This window comes from Clostridium sp. Marseille-Q7071 (assembly GCF_965112025.1).
This window is the reverse complement of sequence record NZ_CBCOPR010000001.1, coordinates 3,609,986-3,627,004: the sequence shown is the minus strand read 5'-3', so window position 1 is coordinate 3,627,004 and position 17,019 is coordinate 3,609,986. Positions and strand designations below refer to the sequence as shown.

General features: G+C 29.2%; 15 protein-coding genes and 1 other annotated feature (1 of these 16 running past the window's edge). All 15 genes read left to right on the top strand.

Annotated features, from left to right (window positions below; all coding sequences use genetic code 11):
• Positions 1-16: a binding site (T-box leader), on the top strand (it extends 162 nt beyond the left edge of the window).
• Positions 17-217: 201 nt separating this feature from the next.
• The 15 genes from alaS (at position 218) to ACWPW7_RS17140 (ending at position 16,787) form a co-directional block, all read left to right on the top strand.
• Entirely contained in the window at positions 218-2,866 is a 2,649-nt protein-coding gene (gene alaS, locus ACWPW7_RS17210; protein WP_454054498.1) for an alanine--tRNA ligase, read from the top strand.
• 60 nt (positions 2,867-2,926) lie between these two features.
• The gene (locus tag ACWPW7_RS17205) at positions 2,927-3,199 is read left to right on the top strand and encodes an IreB family regulatory phosphoprotein (RefSeq protein WP_039631414.1); all 273 of its coding nucleotides are present in this window, start codon (positions 2,927-2,929) and stop codon (positions 3,197-3,199) included.
• A gap of 86 nt (positions 3,200-3,285) precedes the next feature.
• Positions 3,286-3,696 carry a Holliday junction resolvase RuvX gene (gene ruvX, locus ACWPW7_RS17200; protein ID WP_454054497.1) on the top strand — a complete coding sequence of 137 codons (411 nt, stop codon included), beginning with the start codon at positions 3,286-3,288 and terminating at the stop codon, positions 3,694-3,696.
• Positions 3,697-3,728: 32 nt separating this feature from the next.
• Positions 3,729-3,980, top strand: coding sequence for a DUF1292 domain-containing protein (locus ACWPW7_RS17195; RefSeq protein WP_454054496.1), 252 nt, complete (start codon positions 3,729-3,731; stop codon positions 3,978-3,980).
• Between the two features lie 608 nt (positions 3,981-4,588).
• Positions 4,589-5,044, top strand: coding sequence for a Fur family transcriptional regulator (locus tag ACWPW7_RS17190; RefSeq protein ID WP_454054495.1), 456 nt, complete (start codon positions 4,589-4,591; stop codon positions 5,042-5,044).
• Between the two features lie 194 nt (positions 5,045-5,238).
• Complete coding sequence (locus tag ACWPW7_RS17185; RefSeq protein ID WP_454054494.1) at positions 5,239-6,894, top strand: ribonuclease J; 1,656 nt, start codon at positions 5,239-5,241, stop codon at positions 6,892-6,894.
• Positions 6,895-6,959: 65 nt separating this feature from the next.
• Positions 6,960-7,310 carry a YlbF family regulator gene (locus ACWPW7_RS17180; RefSeq protein ID WP_291560705.1) on the top strand — a complete coding sequence of 117 codons (351 nt, stop codon included), beginning with the start codon at positions 6,960-6,962 and terminating at the stop codon, positions 7,308-7,310.
• Positions 7,311-7,443: 133 nt separating this feature from the next.
• Positions 7,444-9,264, top strand: a complete 1,821-nt coding sequence (typA, locus tag ACWPW7_RS17175) for a translational GTPase TypA (RefSeq protein WP_454054493.1) — start codon at positions 7,444-7,446, stop codon at positions 9,262-9,264.
• A gap of 25 nt (positions 9,265-9,289) precedes the next feature.
• Positions 9,290-10,291: an endolytic transglycosylase MltG gene (gene mltG, locus ACWPW7_RS17170; RefSeq protein WP_454054492.1), complete on the top strand. Its 1,002-nt coding sequence runs from the start codon at positions 9,290-9,292 to the stop codon at positions 10,289-10,291.
• Positions 10,292-10,555: 264 nt separating this feature from the next.
• A complete protein-coding gene (locus ACWPW7_RS17165; RefSeq protein WP_454054491.1) occupies positions 10,556-11,239 on the top strand; it encodes an O-methyltransferase in 684 nt (227 codons plus the stop codon).
• Complete coding sequence (locus ACWPW7_RS17160; protein WP_454054490.1) at positions 11,205-12,434, top strand: peptidase U32 family protein; 1,230 nt, start codon at positions 11,205-11,207, stop codon at positions 12,432-12,434. Before ACWPW7_RS17165 ends, ACWPW7_RS17160 begins: the two co-directional genes overlap by 35 nt.
• On the top strand, positions 12,434-13,054 hold the full coding sequence (gene udk, locus ACWPW7_RS17155) for a uridine kinase (protein ID WP_454054489.1): 621 nt from the start codon (positions 12,434-12,436) through the stop codon (positions 13,052-13,054). The genes ACWPW7_RS17160 and udk overlap by 1 nt, the downstream gene beginning before the upstream one ends.
• A gap of 71 nt (positions 13,055-13,125) precedes the next feature.
• Entirely contained in the window at positions 13,126-14,802 is a 1,677-nt protein-coding gene (locus ACWPW7_RS17150) for a penicillin-binding transpeptidase domain-containing protein (RefSeq protein WP_454054488.1), read from the top strand.
• A 197-nt stretch (positions 14,803-14,999) separates the two neighbouring features.
• Positions 15,000-15,710, top strand: coding sequence for an RNA polymerase sporulation sigma factor SigK (sigK, locus tag ACWPW7_RS17145; protein ID WP_454054487.1), 711 nt, complete (start codon positions 15,000-15,002; stop codon positions 15,708-15,710).
• 315 nt (positions 15,711-16,025) lie between these two features.
• Entirely contained in the window at positions 16,026-16,787 is a 762-nt protein-coding gene (locus tag ACWPW7_RS17140) for a shikimate dehydrogenase family protein (protein WP_454054486.1), read from the top strand.
• Positions 16,788-17,019 lie beyond the last annotated feature (232 nt).

The window sequence follows — 17,019 nt, the reverse complement described above, 5'->3', positions numbered from 1 at the left end:
ACCTTTCGTCCCTTTTTAGGGAAGGAGGGTTTTTTATTTTTTGTATAAAAATATTATCAGTTAAGACTATGGCGATATAAAATATCACTACAATAGCGAAGTGTGAGATGTGCATTGTGAATTAAAAAGTTATAAATTAAAATAACAAAACAAATACATATTTTAATCTATATATTAAATTTTTAAATAGTGCACTTAAATTATAGGAGGAACAGATATGAAAAATATGTCATTAAATGAAATTAGAGAATCTTATTTAAAATTTTTTGAAAGTAAAGATCACTTAAGATTAGAAAGTTTTCCGTTAGTACCTAAAAACGATAAGAGCTTACTACTTATAAATGCTGGTATGGCTCCATTAAAACCATATTTTACAGGATTACAAACCCCACTAAGTAAGAGAGTTACTACTTGTCAAAAGTGTATTAGAACTGGAGATATAGAAAATGTAGGTAGAACCTCTAGACATGGTACTTTTTTCGAAATGCTTGGAAATTTTTCTTTTGGAGATTACTTTAAAGAAGAAATAATTCCGTGGGCTTGGGAATATGTAACAGAAGTTTTAGGAATACCTAAAGAAAAATTATATGTAACTATACATTTAGAAGATGATGAAGCTTTTAAAATATGGGTAAATAAAACAGATATAGATAAAAATCGTATTTTTAGATTAGGAGCAGATAATTTCTGGGAGGTTGGAGCTGGCCCTGGACCATGTGGACCGTGTTCTGAAATTCATTTTGATAGAAAACCTGAATTAGGACAAATAAAAACTGCTGAGGAATTTGAAAAAGCTTCTGATGAAGATAGAGTTATAGAGTTTTGGAATTTAGTATTTACTCAATTTGATAAAGATGAGGAAGGAAATTATAACAAATTATCAAGTCCTAACATAGATACAGGAATGGGACTTGAAAGAATGGCAACCATAATGCAAGGAGTTAACAGCATTTTTGAAGTTGACACAATTAGAGCAATATTAGATGAAGTTTGTAGAATATCTAATAAAAAATATGGCTATAATGAAAGAGAAGACATATCTATAAGAGTTATAACTGATCATGTTAGAAGTGTAGCATTCATGATTAGTGATGGAGTATTACCATCAAATGAAGGTAGAGGATATGTTTTAAGAAGAATATTAAGAAGGGCAGCAAGACATGGTAGATTACTAGGAATAAAAGGTATATTCTTAAATGAATTATGTGATATAGTCATAGAAAATTCTAAGGGTGCTTATCCAGAATTAAGTGAAAAAGCTAGTTATATTAAAAAAGTAATAAAACTAGAAGAAGAAAGATTTAGTGAAACTATAGATTCAGGAATGGAAATATTAAAGTCATATATTGAAGAATTAGAAACTTCTAATGAAGATACTTTAAAAGGTGAAAAAGTTTTTAAACTTTATGACACTTATGGTTTTCCACTAGAACTTACAGAGGAGATTTTAGAGGAAAAGAATTTAAAAGTTGATATAGAAGGCTTTAATACAGAAATGAAAAGCCAAAGAGAAAGAGCTAGAGCAGCTAGAGGAGATTCAAGCTACATGGGCAATGATGATGGAATTTTAAATAAAATTCCTGCAGATATAGAAACTGCTTTTAGTGGATACGATAAAATAGTAGATTCTTCAGAAGTAAAAGTTCTAATTAAAGATGATGAATTTGTGGGAACTTTAGCTACCAAAGAAAAAGGTATAATAATTACTTCTATAACTCCATTTTATGCTGAAATGGGAGGTCAAGTAGGAGATAAAGGCATAATCTCTAATAATAAGTTTAAAGCTGTAGTTTATGATTGTAAGAAAAATATTGGCGGAAAAATTCTTCATTTTGTAGAAGTAGTAGAAGGTGAAGTAAATCTAGAGGATATAGTTGAGCTTTCAGTTGATAGCGAAAGAAGGCAAAATATATGCAAAAATCATACAGCTACTCATATGCTTCATGAAGCTTTAAGAGAAATTTTAGGAGACCATGTAAACCAAGCAGGTTCCTATGTAGATGATGAAAGATTAAGATTTGACTTTACTCATTTTGCTGCCTTAAGTGAAGAAGAACTTAAAAAGGTTGAAAAGAAATTAAATGATGAAATTATGAAAGTTTATAGCATAAATACTGATGTTATGACTATAGAAGAAGCTAAAAATAGTGGTGCAGTAGCATTATTTGATGATAAATATGAAGAAGATGTTAGGGTTGTATCTGTAGGAAACTTCAGTAAAGAGCTTTGTGGAGGAACTCACGTTAAGAATTCCGGAGAGATAGGATTATTTAAAATTATAAGTGAAAGTGGAGTTGCAGCAGGTATTAGAAGAATTGAAGCTATAACTGGAGCAAAATCAGTTAAATATGTAGAAGATAAAAATACTTTCTTAAAAGAGATTTCTTCAATATTAAAATGTGGAGAGAAAGATGTAGTTAATAAGCTACAATTATTACTACAAGAGCTTAAAGAGAAAGATAAAGAAGTTCAGGGTTTAAAAGAAAAACTAAATAGTGGATTAGAAGATGAGCTTATAAGTTCAGTAATAGATATAAAGGGCGTAAAAGCTATAGTGGCAATGGTTAATGATATTGAAGGAGAAGCTCTTAGAAACCTTAGTGATAAATTAAGAGATAAACTTCAAAGTGGTGTTGTCATACTAGGAGCTTCCTCAAAAGATAAGGTTCAATTTGTAGCGATGGCTACAAAGGATGCTGTATCAAATGGGGTTCATTGTGGTAAAATAATTAAAGAAGCTGCAACTATCGCTGGCGGCGGCGGTGGTGGAAGGCCAGATATGGCTCAAGCAGGTGGAAAAATACCAGAAAAATTAAAAGAGGCAATGGATAAAGCTAAGGAAGTATTAGAAAGTTTAGTTAAATAGTGTACTTTTTGAAGTATATGTTTTATAATATTATTAAAATATCTATTGGTCGTTTAAGCGATGGGAAAGAGGGAGATTATAGTGGATAATCAAAATACAGTTCAGTTTGAAAATGTGAAGGATAAAAAAGATATGACAAAAATGATACTGACTGACGTATATGATGCCTTAAAGAAAAAGGGATATAACCCAGTTAATCAACTAGTAGGATATTTGATTTCAGGTGATCCAACTTATATAACAAATTATAATGGAGCAAGAGCATTAGTTAGTAAACTAGAAAGAGACGATATATTGGAAGAGGTTTTAAAATCTTATCTAGATATAAAATAAAAATGCCTTATAGGCATTTTTATTTTAATTTAACATATACTAAGTTTATTATTAATTATAGATACTTTTGCATAAGGAGATTCTTAATGAGAATACTAGGATTAGATGTTGGCGATAGAACTATTGGAGTAGCAGTAAGTGATCCGTTAGGACTAACAGCTCAAGGCATTACTACAATAAGAAGAAAAAAATTAGAAGATGATATAAATGAAATTATAAAAATATGTAAAGAATATGATGTGGAAAAGATAATTTCAGGACTTCCTAAAAATATGAATGGAACTATAGGCTCACAAGGAGAAAAAGTTATGGCTTTTTGTGAGGAATTAAAAAAGCACATAGATAAAGAAATAAAGTTTTGGGATGAAAGATTAACCACTGTCGCTGCTCATAAGGTTATGTTAGAAGCAGATTTATCAAGAAGCAAGAGAAAGAAAATTGTAGATAAAATAGCAGCAATATACATATTACAAGGATATTTAGATAGTATATATTAAAGAATTATTATGATAGAATAGGAGAAATAGTTATGGAAAATTATGTTGATAAAATTACTTTAATTGATGAAGATGGAGAAGAAATTGAATTTGATGTTATAACTAAGCTGGATATAGAAGAAGAGGAATACGTTATAGTTGTTCCAAGTGGAGAAGAAGATTTAGATGCTATAGCACTAAAGATTAAAAAAGATGAAGAAGGAAATGATTTATTAGTTCCAGTAGAAGATGAAGATGAGTTTGAAATGATATCAGAAGCTTATGAAGCTATATTTGAAGAATAATTTTTATTTTATTATCGTGTAATTATCATTTGAAAATATCTATCTTATAAGAATAATAGATAGTTAATATAAAGAGATTAATAGTAATTAAAAAACTATATAAAATAAAATTTGAAAAATGTTAAATTTTTATAGTTATTAATTTGAAATGTTATTCTATTGAGAATTTCTCAAAACTTATAAAAAATTACGTAGATTACAGCGTAATGCATTAATAAGATATGAAAAAATGGAGAAGGGAGGAGTTACGTTAAAACAAGTAATATTATAAAATTTGAAAAGAACATTAAAAAGTCACATAAAATATTTGAGAATATTAAAAATGATTATAGTCGTAAGATAATTGCTAATATAGTAAAAGCATAACTATTAAGAATAGTTATGGAAATCTTAAAATATCTTTATCAGAAAAACTTTTATATGCAAATGTTATAGTCTGTTAAAGAATTATGATACTAGGTGGCAAATTATATGAAAGCTCACATTTTCAATGTATATATCTATGCTAGAATATAATACCCAATATGTTAAGTATAGGGAAAATATAAGTTTTTATAATGTTTTTATAGAGTTTTATAAGTTTTGCGTAACAGATGTAATGAGTTAATATGTCTCATGATAGAATTGAAGTTTTAAAAGAAGTTTTAAAAGAAAAGGGGTATAAATTAACCCCTCAAAGAAGAGCTATTTTAAACGGAATAATTGATAGTGAAGGAGCTCACTTAACAGCTGAAGAGTTATATGATTTAGTTAAAATAGACTGCCCTGAAATAGGCTTAGCAACTGTTTATAGAACTGTTCAATTACTAGAAGAGATGGGCGTAGTATGTAAATTAGACTTAGATGATGGAAGAAGTAGATATGAACTTTGTCAAGGTGATGATAGTCATCAACATCATCATTTAATTTGCAATTCTTGTAATAAAGTAATTGAAGTTCAGGGCGATTTACTTCATGAAATAGAAGAAGTTATTGAAGAAAAATACAAATTTAAAATTGAAAATCACAGTTTGAAATTCTATGGAATATGTGAAGAATGTAATAAGGCATCTGGAAGAGAATAAGTAAGATAAGGATTTTAGTCTATTTTCTGTTAGACAAAGAAGTGGAACCCGCTTATAGTGAGGCTATATGAAGATTTTGCTGATACAGCATAACGTAAAATAGGTTAAATGCTGATTGATTATTTTCTTAAGGATACTTAAATAGAGTAACAAATTAATTTAAATATATATAAAATTACAAAGGAGGGGAGAAAGTGCGAAGAGAAAGAGAAAAAATTAAAATTATACCGCTTGGAGGTCTTAATGAAATAGGCAAAAATCTTACCGTAATTGAGTACAAGAATGATATTGTTGTTATCGACTGCGGCCTTAAATTCCCAGATGATGATATGTTAGGTATAGATGTAGTTATACCAGATGTAAATTATCTTATAAAGAACAGAGAAAGGGTTAAAGGTATATTTTTAACTCATGGACATGAAGATCATATAGGTGCACTACCTTATGTTTTAAAACAAATTAATGTTCCTGTCTACGGAACAAAGCTTACATTAGGTATTGTTCAAACAAAACTTAAAGAACATGGTCTTTTAAGTTCAGTAGAGTTAAAGTATGTTAAACCAAAGGATATAGTCAAGCTTGAAAATGTTTCAGTAGAATTTATAAGAACTAGCCATAGCATAGCAGATTCAGTAGCTATTGCTATTCATACACCATTAGGTGTAGTGCTTCATACTGGCGATTTCAAAATAGATTTTACCCCAATTGATGGTTGTGTAGCAGACTTAACTAGATTTGCGGAGCTTGGAAAAAGAGGGGTAACAGTAATGTTAGCTGACAGTACAAATGTGGAAAGACCAGGATATACTATGTCAGAAAGTACTGTTGGTGAAAGTTTTGAAAAGATTTTCTTTACTGCAAAAGGAAGAATAATAGTAGCTACATTTGCATCGAATATCCACAGAATTCAACAGATAATTGAAGCAGCTAGTAGGCACGGTAGAAAGGTTGCAGTATCTGGAAGAAGTATGGAGAATATTATGGCAGTAGCTATAGAGCTTGGTTACATTAAGCTTGAAAAAGATATCCTAATAAATATAGATGCCATTTCAAAGTATAATGATGATCAAATTGTTATTATAACTACAGGAAGCCAAGGGGAACCAATGTCTGCGCTTTCAAGAATGGCTTCATCGGACCATAAAAAGGTAAATATTACAGAGGGAGATACAGTTATAATATCTGCCACACCAATACCAGGAAATGAAAAGTTGATATCCAAGGTTATAAATCAACTTTTCAAAAAGGGAGCTCAGGTTATTTATGAGGTTCACGTTTCAGGGCATGCTTGTCAAGAAGAACTAAAACTTATGCAAATTTTAGTGAAACCTAAGTTCTTTATTCCAGTTCACGGTGAATATAGGCATTTAAAACAACATGGAGAATTAGCTATGAAGCTAGGATTGCCAGAAAAAAATGTTTATATTGGAGAAAATGGTGATGTAATTGAATTGACAAGAGATTCAATAAAAAAATCAGCATCAGTGGTATCTGGTCAAGTATTTGTTGATGGACTAGGTGTTGGAGATGTAGGTAACATAGTTCTTAGAGATAGAAAACATTTATCTCAGGATGGAATACTTACAGTTGTTGTAACTATAGAAAAAGGAAGTGGAACGGTAATTGCTGGTCCTGACATTATATCTAGAGGTTTTGTTTATGTAAGAGAATCAGAGGATTTAATGGAGGAAGCAAGGATTTTAGTTAGAGATGCACTTAAACAATGTGAAGAAAATAAAATCACAGAATGGCCAACAATAAAGGCTAATATAAGAGAAGTATTAAGAGTGTATTTATATGAAAAAACTAAAAGACGTCCTATGATATTACCTATAATAATGGAAGTTTAACTTATATAATATATTCTTACAGATTTTAATATCTTATTTTACTTTTTAAATAAGGAGGAATTTATATGAATATATATGATAAGGCGTATGAATTTGCTAGAGTTTTAAAGGAATGTAATGAAGTTGTTGAGTACAGAGAAAGTTTAAAAAAGATAAAAGAAAATGAAGCTAATAAGAAGATGCTAGATGATTTTAGAAAAATTCAATTTGAAGCTTATAGTGAACAAATTGAAAAAGGTAAATTGTCAGACAGCATGAAGGAAAAGCTTGAAAATATGGGCTCAGTAGTTACGTTAAATCCTGATATTGGAAAATTTCTTCAAGCAGAAGCTAACTTTGGAGTTATGTGGGAAGATGTAATGAAAATTCTAACAAAAGCTATGGGAATTGAAGCAGAAATTGACACTAGAGAATAATTCTCCGTAAAGTTGACTTTTATTAAACATAATATTAGAATAGGTATAGTTAATTAAAATTGGATACAGACTTCGTATCCAATTTTCTTTTGTACGTGAATTGTAGAAAATTGATGAAAGATGGAGGAAAATAATGAATATATTCACAAGAGAAGACATAAGAAACATAGCAATAATAGCCCATGTTGACCATGGTAAGACTACATTGGTTGATGCACTATTAAAACAAAGTAAGGTTTTTAGAGAAAATGAAAAGGTTGAGGAAAGAGTAATGGACTCTAATGACTTAGAAAGAGAAAGAGGAATAACAATTCTTTCAAAGAATACCGCAGTTCAATATGGAGATATAAAAATTAATATTATAGATACTCCAGGACACGCAGATTTTGGTGGAGAAGTTGAGAGGGTTCTAAAGATGGTAGATAGTGTTCTACTAGTAGTTGACTCTTATGAAGGGGCTATGCCTCAAACTAAATTCGTTTTAAAGAAGGCTTTAGAACTTAATTTAAAACCAATAGTTGTAATAAATAAAATAGACAAACCAAATGAAAGAGCTGCCGAAGTTATTGATGAAGTATTTGACTTATTTGTTGAGCTTGGAGCTTCTGATGAACAGTTAGATTTTAAAGTTATATATGGCTCTGCAAGAGATGGATATGCTAAACAAGAACTAGAAGATGAGTCAGACAGCATGGAGCCATTATTCAAAGCTATAATAGACCATGTTGAGCCGCCAAAAGGAGAATTAGATGCTCCACTTCAATTACTTATTACATCATTAGATTACAATGAGTATGTTGGTAAAATTGGTGTAGGTAAGGTAATTAGAGGAACTATCAAGAAAAACCAAAACGTTGCCTTAATGAGAAAAGATGGAACTATAAAAAATGTTAAAATTTCTAATTTATATACATATAATGGTCTGAAAAGAGAAGAAACAGAAGAAGCTAAATTAGGAGATATAGTTGCAATTTCAGGAATTTCAGATATAAACATAGGAGAGACAATTGCTGATGCTCAAAACCCTGAGGCACTTCCATTTATAGAGATAGATGAACCAACATTAAGCATGAACTTTATAGTTAATAACTCTCCTTTTGCTGGCCAAGATGGTGACTTCGTTACATCAAGACACTTAAGAGATAGACTTATGAAAGAGTTAGAAACTAACGTAAGCTTAAGAGTTGAAGAAACAGATTCTGCTGATAGCTTTAAAATTAGTGGAAGAGGAGAGCTTCACTTATCTATATTAATAGAGACAATGAGAAGAGAAGGATATGAGTTCCAAGTTTCTAAGCCTACAGTAATATATAAAGAGGAAAACGGTAAAAAACTTGAGCCAATTGAACATTTAACTATAGACGTACCAGAAGAATTTATGGGACCAGTTATGGAAAAGTTAGGACCTAGAAAAGCTGAAATGGTCAATATGACAAGTGCTATAAATGGATACACTAGACTTGAATTTAAAATTCCGTCAAGAGGTCTTATAGGATTCAGAAATGAATTTATGACTGATACTAGAGGTAATGGTATAATGAACAGTGTATTAGAGGGCTATGAGCCTTATAAGGGTGAAATTGCTGAGAGAAGCAGAGGATCACTAGTTGTATTTGAAACTGGTGAATCAGTTACTTATGGATTGTATAATGCACAAGAAAGAGGAACACTATTCATAGGAGCAGGAATTCCAGTTTACCAAGGTATGGTTATTGGTGAATGTTCAAGAAGTGAGGATGTGGAAGTTAATATATGTAAGAAAAAACAACTTACAAATACAAGATCATCTGGTGCAGATGATGCGCTAAAATTAGTTACACCTAATGAAATGTCATTAGAAAAATGTTTAGATTTTATAGCTTCTGATGAACTTGTAGAAGTTACGCCATTAAACATAAGAATGAGAAAGAAAATATTAGATCCAAATTTGAGAAAAAGAGCAGCAAAAAAATAAATCTATTTTATAATGGGGTGATTCTGTGAAAAAAGGAATTATTATTGCTACCATATGTTTGGTAGGTGCGTTATTATTAGGGGGAATATTTTATAATAGCAATGCAAAACATCCTTTTAAAGCAACAGAAGATTTTGCTATTGAGATTAAAGAAGGAGACACATTATATAGCGTAATTGAAAAACTAAAAGGTGAAGATAAGTTGAAAAATCCAACTTTAGTTAAGTTGTATATTAAGCAAAAGGAGCTTCAACCTAACATAAAACCAGGTAGTTACAATATAGCTAAAGATGCGTCGGTAGAAGAATTTATTGCTATGCTTGAAGACTCTAGTTTAGATAAGAGTAATATTAAAGTTACCATTCCAGAAGGATATGATGTAGATGGAATAGCTGCTACTCTAGAAAAAGCTGATGTAATTAGTAAAGATGAATTTATATCAGCAGTTAAAGAGTATAAATTACCAAGCTATATCAAATCTAATAGTGAAAGAAAATATGATCTAGAGGGATTTTTATTTCCAGATACTTATAGTTTTAAAAAGGGTGTATCTGGCGAGGAAATAATTAAGACTATGAATGGTAGATTTAATGAAGTAATTAAGGATTTAACTAAAGAAAAGCCCTTAAATGATGAAGAGTTATATAATATAATAACTATGGCATCTATTGTAGAAAGAGAAACAAGTAATCCTAAGGAAAGAGATATTGTAGCTTCAGTATTTTATAATAGAATAAAAGAAGATATGAAATTTCAATCTTGTGCTACAGTACTTTATGCACTAGGAAAACATAAAGATAAGTTATACGAAAAAGACTTAGAAGTAAATTCTCCATACAATACTTATTTAGTTAAAGGGCTTCCTGTGGGACCAATTAGCTCTCCAGGAAGTGAAGCAATAAAGGCTGCGATAAATCCAGCAGAAACTAATTACTTATTCTTTGTTTCTAATAATGATGGTACGCATTTTTTCACAGATAACTATGATGAATTTTTAAAGGTTAAAGAAAAAACACAGGGATTTTAAAATCAGATATTTATATAATATTTGTTGAGATTATCACATGAAAATTTAAAAAAACTATATTGTTAAGAATTAACAATTTTACTTAATTAATCATTGGCAATGAACAGTTTACAATGAGATTCTAATCATACTATAAGAATCTACATAATTGTTCACTGTCAATATTTAATAGTAAAATGTGTGAGTTATTGGTTAAAGTCTTATATATGAGGCTTTATATTTCAGTTTACATTAAAATGTTATATATTAAAATGGAGGATACTTATGAGTGGAGTTACACATGATTATATGGAATTATATTTAAGAAATCTTATTCCAGATGATGTTGGTATTTTAGAGGAGATGCATGACTTTGCAATAGAAAATAAGGTACCTATTATCCAAAAAGAAGGAGCTAAGTTTCTACAGTTTATGGTGACCTTAAAAAAGCCAAAGAAAATTTTAGAACTTGGAACTGCCATAGGATATTCATCTATTTTAATGAACTTAGCAGCCGGTGGTAATAATAATATTACTACTATTGAACGAGACGAAAATATGATAAAATTAGCTAAAGAAAATATTAAAAGATATGGATTAGAAGATAAAATAAATATAGTTGAAGGTGACTGTTTAGAGATATTAGAGAATTTAGAAGATGAATATGATATGATTTTTATGGATGCAGGAAAAGGACATTATAATCATTTTTTACCTCATTGCTTAAGACTTTTAAAAGAAGACGGAGTAATTGTAGCGGACAATGTATTATTTAGAGGTATGGTAGCTTCTAAAGAATTAGTACAAAGAAGAAAAATAACTATAGTTAAAAGGATGAGGAGTTATTTAGATATGGTTTCTAGTGACGATAATTTAGTAACCACAGTTATACCTATGGGTGATGGTATTGCTTTAACTATAAGGAGGAATGAAAATGATAAAACCAGAGTTACTAGCTCCGGCAGGTAATTTAGAAAAATTAAAAACTGCGATTGACTTTGGAGCGGACGCTGTATACTTAGGGGGAAGTAAGCTAAATTTAAGAGCTTTTGCAGATAATTTTACTAATGAAGAGCTAAAAGAAGGAATAGAGTATGCTCATGCAAGAGGGAAGAAAGTCCATGTAACAATGAATGTGTTTCCTCATAATGAAGATTTAGAAGGATTAGAAGATTATTTAAAAGAACTTTATGAAATAGGTGCAGATGCTATAATTGTTGCTGACCCTGGAATAATAATGACAGCTAGAGAAGTAGTTCCTAATCTTGAAATTCATTTAAGTACTCAAGCAAATAATGTAAACTATAAATCAGCAATATTTTGGTATAAACAAGGTGTTAAAAGAATAGTTTTAGCTAGAGAATTAACATTAGAAGAAATCAGAGACATTAAAGACAAAGTTCCACAAGAATTAGATCTTGAAATTTTTGTTCATGGTTCAATGTGCATGTCATATTCAGGTAGATGCTTATTATCTAATTATATGACAGGAAGAGATGCCAATAGAGGACAATGTGCTCAGCCTTGCAGATATAAATATCGTCTTGTAGAAGAGAAGAGAAATGAAGAGTATTTCCCAATTATTGAAGATGATAAAGGAACATACATAATGAATTCTAAGGACTTGTGTATGATAGAATATATTCCAGAGCTTATGAATACAGGAGCAATATCTTTCAAGATAGAAGGTAGAATGAAAAGTGCTTATTACGCAGCTACAGTGGTTAAGGCATACAGAGAAGCAATAGATACATATTTTGAAAATCCAAAAGAGTACAAGTTTCAGCAAAAATGGCTAGAAAATCTTCAAAAACCAAGTCATAGAAAATATTATACAGGTTTCTATCTTGGTGATAAGGATAGTCAGATATATGAATCATCTTCATATATAAGAAATTATGATATTGTTGGAACTGTTGTGGAATTCGATAAAGAAAATAATTTAGCAGTTATAGAACAAAGAAATAAGGTTTTAGATAACGATGTGGTTGAAGTTTTAAGGCCAGTTGGTGACAATATAGAAATAACTTTAAAAGATATGAGAGATAGTAAAGGAAATAAGATAGATTCAGCTCCTAGCGCACAAATGTTGTTTAGTGTTAAGGTAGATACTGAACTACAGAAAAGTGATATACTTGTAAAGGCTAAGGAGGATAAGAAGTAATGAATCGTCCAGTTTTAATAGGAATTACAGGGGGTACAGGCTCAGGAAAAAGTACTATAGCTAAAGAAATATATAAAAGCTTTGGAGAAGATTGTATAGCTATGATAGAGCAAGATTCTTATTATAAGGATCAAAGTTATTTAACTTCAGAAGAACGGGTTAAAACAAACTATGACCATCCAGATGCTTTTGACACTAAATTATTAGTTGAACAATTAAATAAGTTAATAAATGGAGAGGTTGTAGAAAAGCCAATCTATGATTTTGAGATACATAATAGAGTAAAAGAAACTGTTAGAATTGAACCAAGAGATATAATAATATTAGAGGGAATATTAGTTCTACAAGAAGAAATACTTCGTGATATGCTAGATATAAAGATATATGTAGATACTGATCCGGATGTAAGATTTATAAGAAGAATGGTTAGAGATGTTAAAGAAAGAGGAAGAACTATAGATTCAGTTATTACTCAATATTTGACAGTAGTTAAGCAAATGCATGAGCAATTTACAGAAAACACTAAAAGATATGCAGATATTATAATACCAGAAGGTGGACATAATAAAGTTGCTATAGATATAATAACAGCTAACATAAGACAAATATTACAAAAATAATAAAAATATATATTATTGAGAATATAACACCTCACTTTAGTCAAAAATTTAAGCTAAAGGGAGGTGTTTTTATGAGGAAAAAAACCTATAGTTTTATAAATTATAAGTGGAAGGAGATTACTATCAATAGAATTTATATTGTAGCAGTATTATTAATTTGTAGTTTTCTTGTACTATTAGGTAGATTATATTATATACAGTATTATAAAGAAGAAACCTATTCAGTGATGGCTGATATGCAATATTACTATGAAGAAAATATAAGCAATATAAACTATAAATTATTGGGAAGAAATAATGAGGAGCTTTTCGATTATCAATATAAGTATTTTGTAACAATAGATCCTATGACTTTTTTAACTTTAAATAATGATACAAGCTTACAAGACATACAAACTGTAACTTATATATTAAGAAATTATAATAAGGATTATGATTTGTCACAAATAAAATATAAAGATAAAAGTCAAAAATATACTTATGAAATAGACTATAAAGCCTATGAAAAATTGAATAGTTCTAAAAGTATTAATGGAGTCTATACCTATAAACAAAAAAATGCTATGAAGGAAAAAGACTGGAAGATTGAAAATTTAATAACTTCTCCACAAAATTATAAAGATGAAAAGTTTAAAGAATCTAAATCTCTAGAGATGGACATATATAATAGAGTTAAAAAAAATCAATTTGATAAAATTCGTTATGAAAAAGATGTAAATGGAAAAATAATAGGAGAAGAAACTATAATACCTGAAGATAATATAAATGTAAAGTTAACCTTAGATAAAAATATACAAAAGCTTATGGAAGAAACCTTAAGGAGTGAAAATTTTAATAAGTATCCTCAAATAGGTCTTACTCTTGTGGAAAGTGAAAGTGGAAAGATACTATCAATGGTCCAAAAAGATGATAATATATCTAATATAAATATTGGGGTACCTAGTAGTAACGGTTTTCTAGTAGGGTCTGTATTTAAAACTGTAGTGTTTGAAGCGGCTTTAGATTTAGAATTGGCTGATTTAAAAGATGAGTATGAAATTAAGAATATATTTCCTAGAAGTATTGAGAAACAGAAAATATATACTTTAAATGAAGCTTATCTTCGTTCTTCAAACGATGTTTTTGCACAGTTAGGATGGAAAGTTGGATTAGATAATATAATTAAATATGCAGAAAGCCAAGGACTACTACATTCAGTTTTAAATCTTCACGATGAGGCACAAGGCGCTATTGAAGGATTAAATGAAAAAGATAAGTCTGGAGTTATTACGAATACTTCTATAGGGCAAACTTTAAGATCTACACCATTGGCAGTGTCAGCTATTCCAAGTACTATAGTTAATAAAGGTATATATGTAAAGCCAAAAATTTTAGAAGGTTATGTAGATAATAATGGACATATAATAGAAGAAATGTCTGTGGAGAAACATAGAATTCTATCGGAAGAAACCGCTAATATTATGGAAGAACAAATGAGAGAGGTCATAACTTCTGAAATAGGCACAGGTAGAAAAACTAATATTGAAGGTTTGTATATGGGCGGGAAAACTGGGACTACGGAGTATTTTGTAGATGGAAAAGAATATTCAGATGGATGGTTTGTAGGATATTTCAAGTATAAAGATAAATTTTATTCTATGGTAGTATTTATACCCGAAATAGATATTGTAAATGATGCAGGTGGTACTACTGCTGCCTATGTGTTTAGGGAAGCTATAGATAGATTAATAAAATCCAATTATTTGTAAATGTACTGAAGCATCTTCAATAAAATATTGCTTCATTATTTTATTGAAGATGCTTAATATTTTTACAATAAATTGAAGAATATTAAATTTGTCAAGGCTTATTTTAATTAAATAAGGTAGAAAAAATTTTAGTGTACAGGCTACTTTTTTGATTTCCAATCATATTATTATAATAAGCACTATTAGGGGGAACAGCTATGGTTTTCTTCAATTGGTTCTTTAATGTGATTGGAGACATTACTTTATTAACAGCTTATGTATCTGGAAGTAGCTCATTTCCACAACCTCTTACGGAGGAAGAGGAAAGAGAATATTTACAAAAGTTTAAAGAGGGAGACGTTGAAGCTAAAAATATCTTAGTGGAAAGAAACTTAAGACTGGTGGCGCATATTGTTAAAAAATACTCTTTCCCAGGTAAAGAAGTAGATGATTTAATTTCCATAGGTACAGTAGGTCTAATAAAAGCAATTGATTCTTTTGATAGTTCTAAGGGAACGAGACTGGCTACCTATGCTGCAAGATGTATTGAAAATGAAATCTTAATGCTTATTAGAAATAATAAAAAGATAAAGGGTGAAGTGTATTTACAAGACCCTATAGGTATTGATAAAGAAGGTAATGAGATTTCATTAATGGATATATTAAGTAGTGATAAAGATTCTATTATAGAAATAGTAGAAAATAAAATTCAGGTGAAAAAGCTTTATAGCAAAATCAATACTGTTTTGCAGGAAAGAGAAAAGCTTATTATAGAAATGAGATATGGACTTATTGATGGAAAGGGTAAAACTCAACGAGAAATTGCGAAAATACTAGGGATATCAAGGTCCTATGTATCGAGGATAGAGAAGAGAGCATTAAAAAAACTATGCAAAGAATTAAATAGCCCGGATAGTAATACTTATTGATTTTTAAAGCCTGGAGGTATTTAATATAATTTAGTATGAGGTTTTAAGTGTAGTGATATTTACAAAATAATATTAAAGAGTATAAAATTGAATTAAAGATGTGAATTATGAACTGTATTTGAATTATAAAGTTAGTGATTAATGAGAGCAAAATAATTATTGTAAATTATTTTCTTCAAAAGAAACTAGGCTTTAAATTTTTAATTGCATGCAATACACAGTCAAATTCTCATCCTTACTTAATTAATTTTATATTAGTGTTTTTACATTTAATATTGAATTTAAAATAGTATAAAGCTTGAAGGAGGTGATATAATGAATTATAGTGGACTATTGGGAAGAAACATACAGTATACTTTGTCACCTCCTATTCATAATGAATATTATAAGAAGAACAATATATCGTTAGAATATAGAATATTTGATATACGGCAAAGTGAAGTAAAAAAATTTTTAGAATCTTTACCAAGTAATAATATAGTAGGAGTTAATGTTACCATTCCATATAAAGAATATATTATAGACTTCTTGCAAGAGCTAGTTTATCCTGCAAACAAGATTAAAGCAGTTAATACAGTTGTAATTAATAATAATAGACTTATAGGTTATAATACTGATTATTTTGGCTTTATTGAAAGTTTAAAAATAAATAATATTAATCTTCAAGGAAAAAAATCTTTAATTATTGGTAGCGGAGGAGCTGCTAAAGCTGTACTTTATGGAGTAAAGGACTTAGGTGTAGATGAAATACATATGGTACTTAGAAAAAAAAAATCCATAAAAGATCATAGTATTTATATAAGTAAATTTTTTAGCTTTGAAGATGAATTGGATTTAAGAGATTATGACATAGTAATTAACTGTACACCATTAGGTGGCGCAAACTATATGGAAAGTTGCCCTATAAAAATAAAGAATTGTAATAAGAATATAGTTTTTTATGACTTGAATTATAATCCTAAGGTTACTAAGTTTATGGAATTAGGAGAAAAATATGGTGCAAGAACTATAAATGGAATGGATATGCTTTATAGTCAGGCTTATAAAGCTATAGAAATATGGAAACAAATATTATAAAATTACTTAAGAATATTCAAAAAATAACTAATCATATATTTGATTAGTTATTTTTTATATAATTATTAAAAAAATAATTATAGTAAAGAAAATGATTATATTTGTTATATATTAAGCTTTAAGGTAGTCTATCAATATATAATAAACATATTGATTATTTTTAAGAATTTGCAAAGTTTTTAAAAATACTATAATATATTAAGGAAATATATTATAGTATTGATATGTAAAT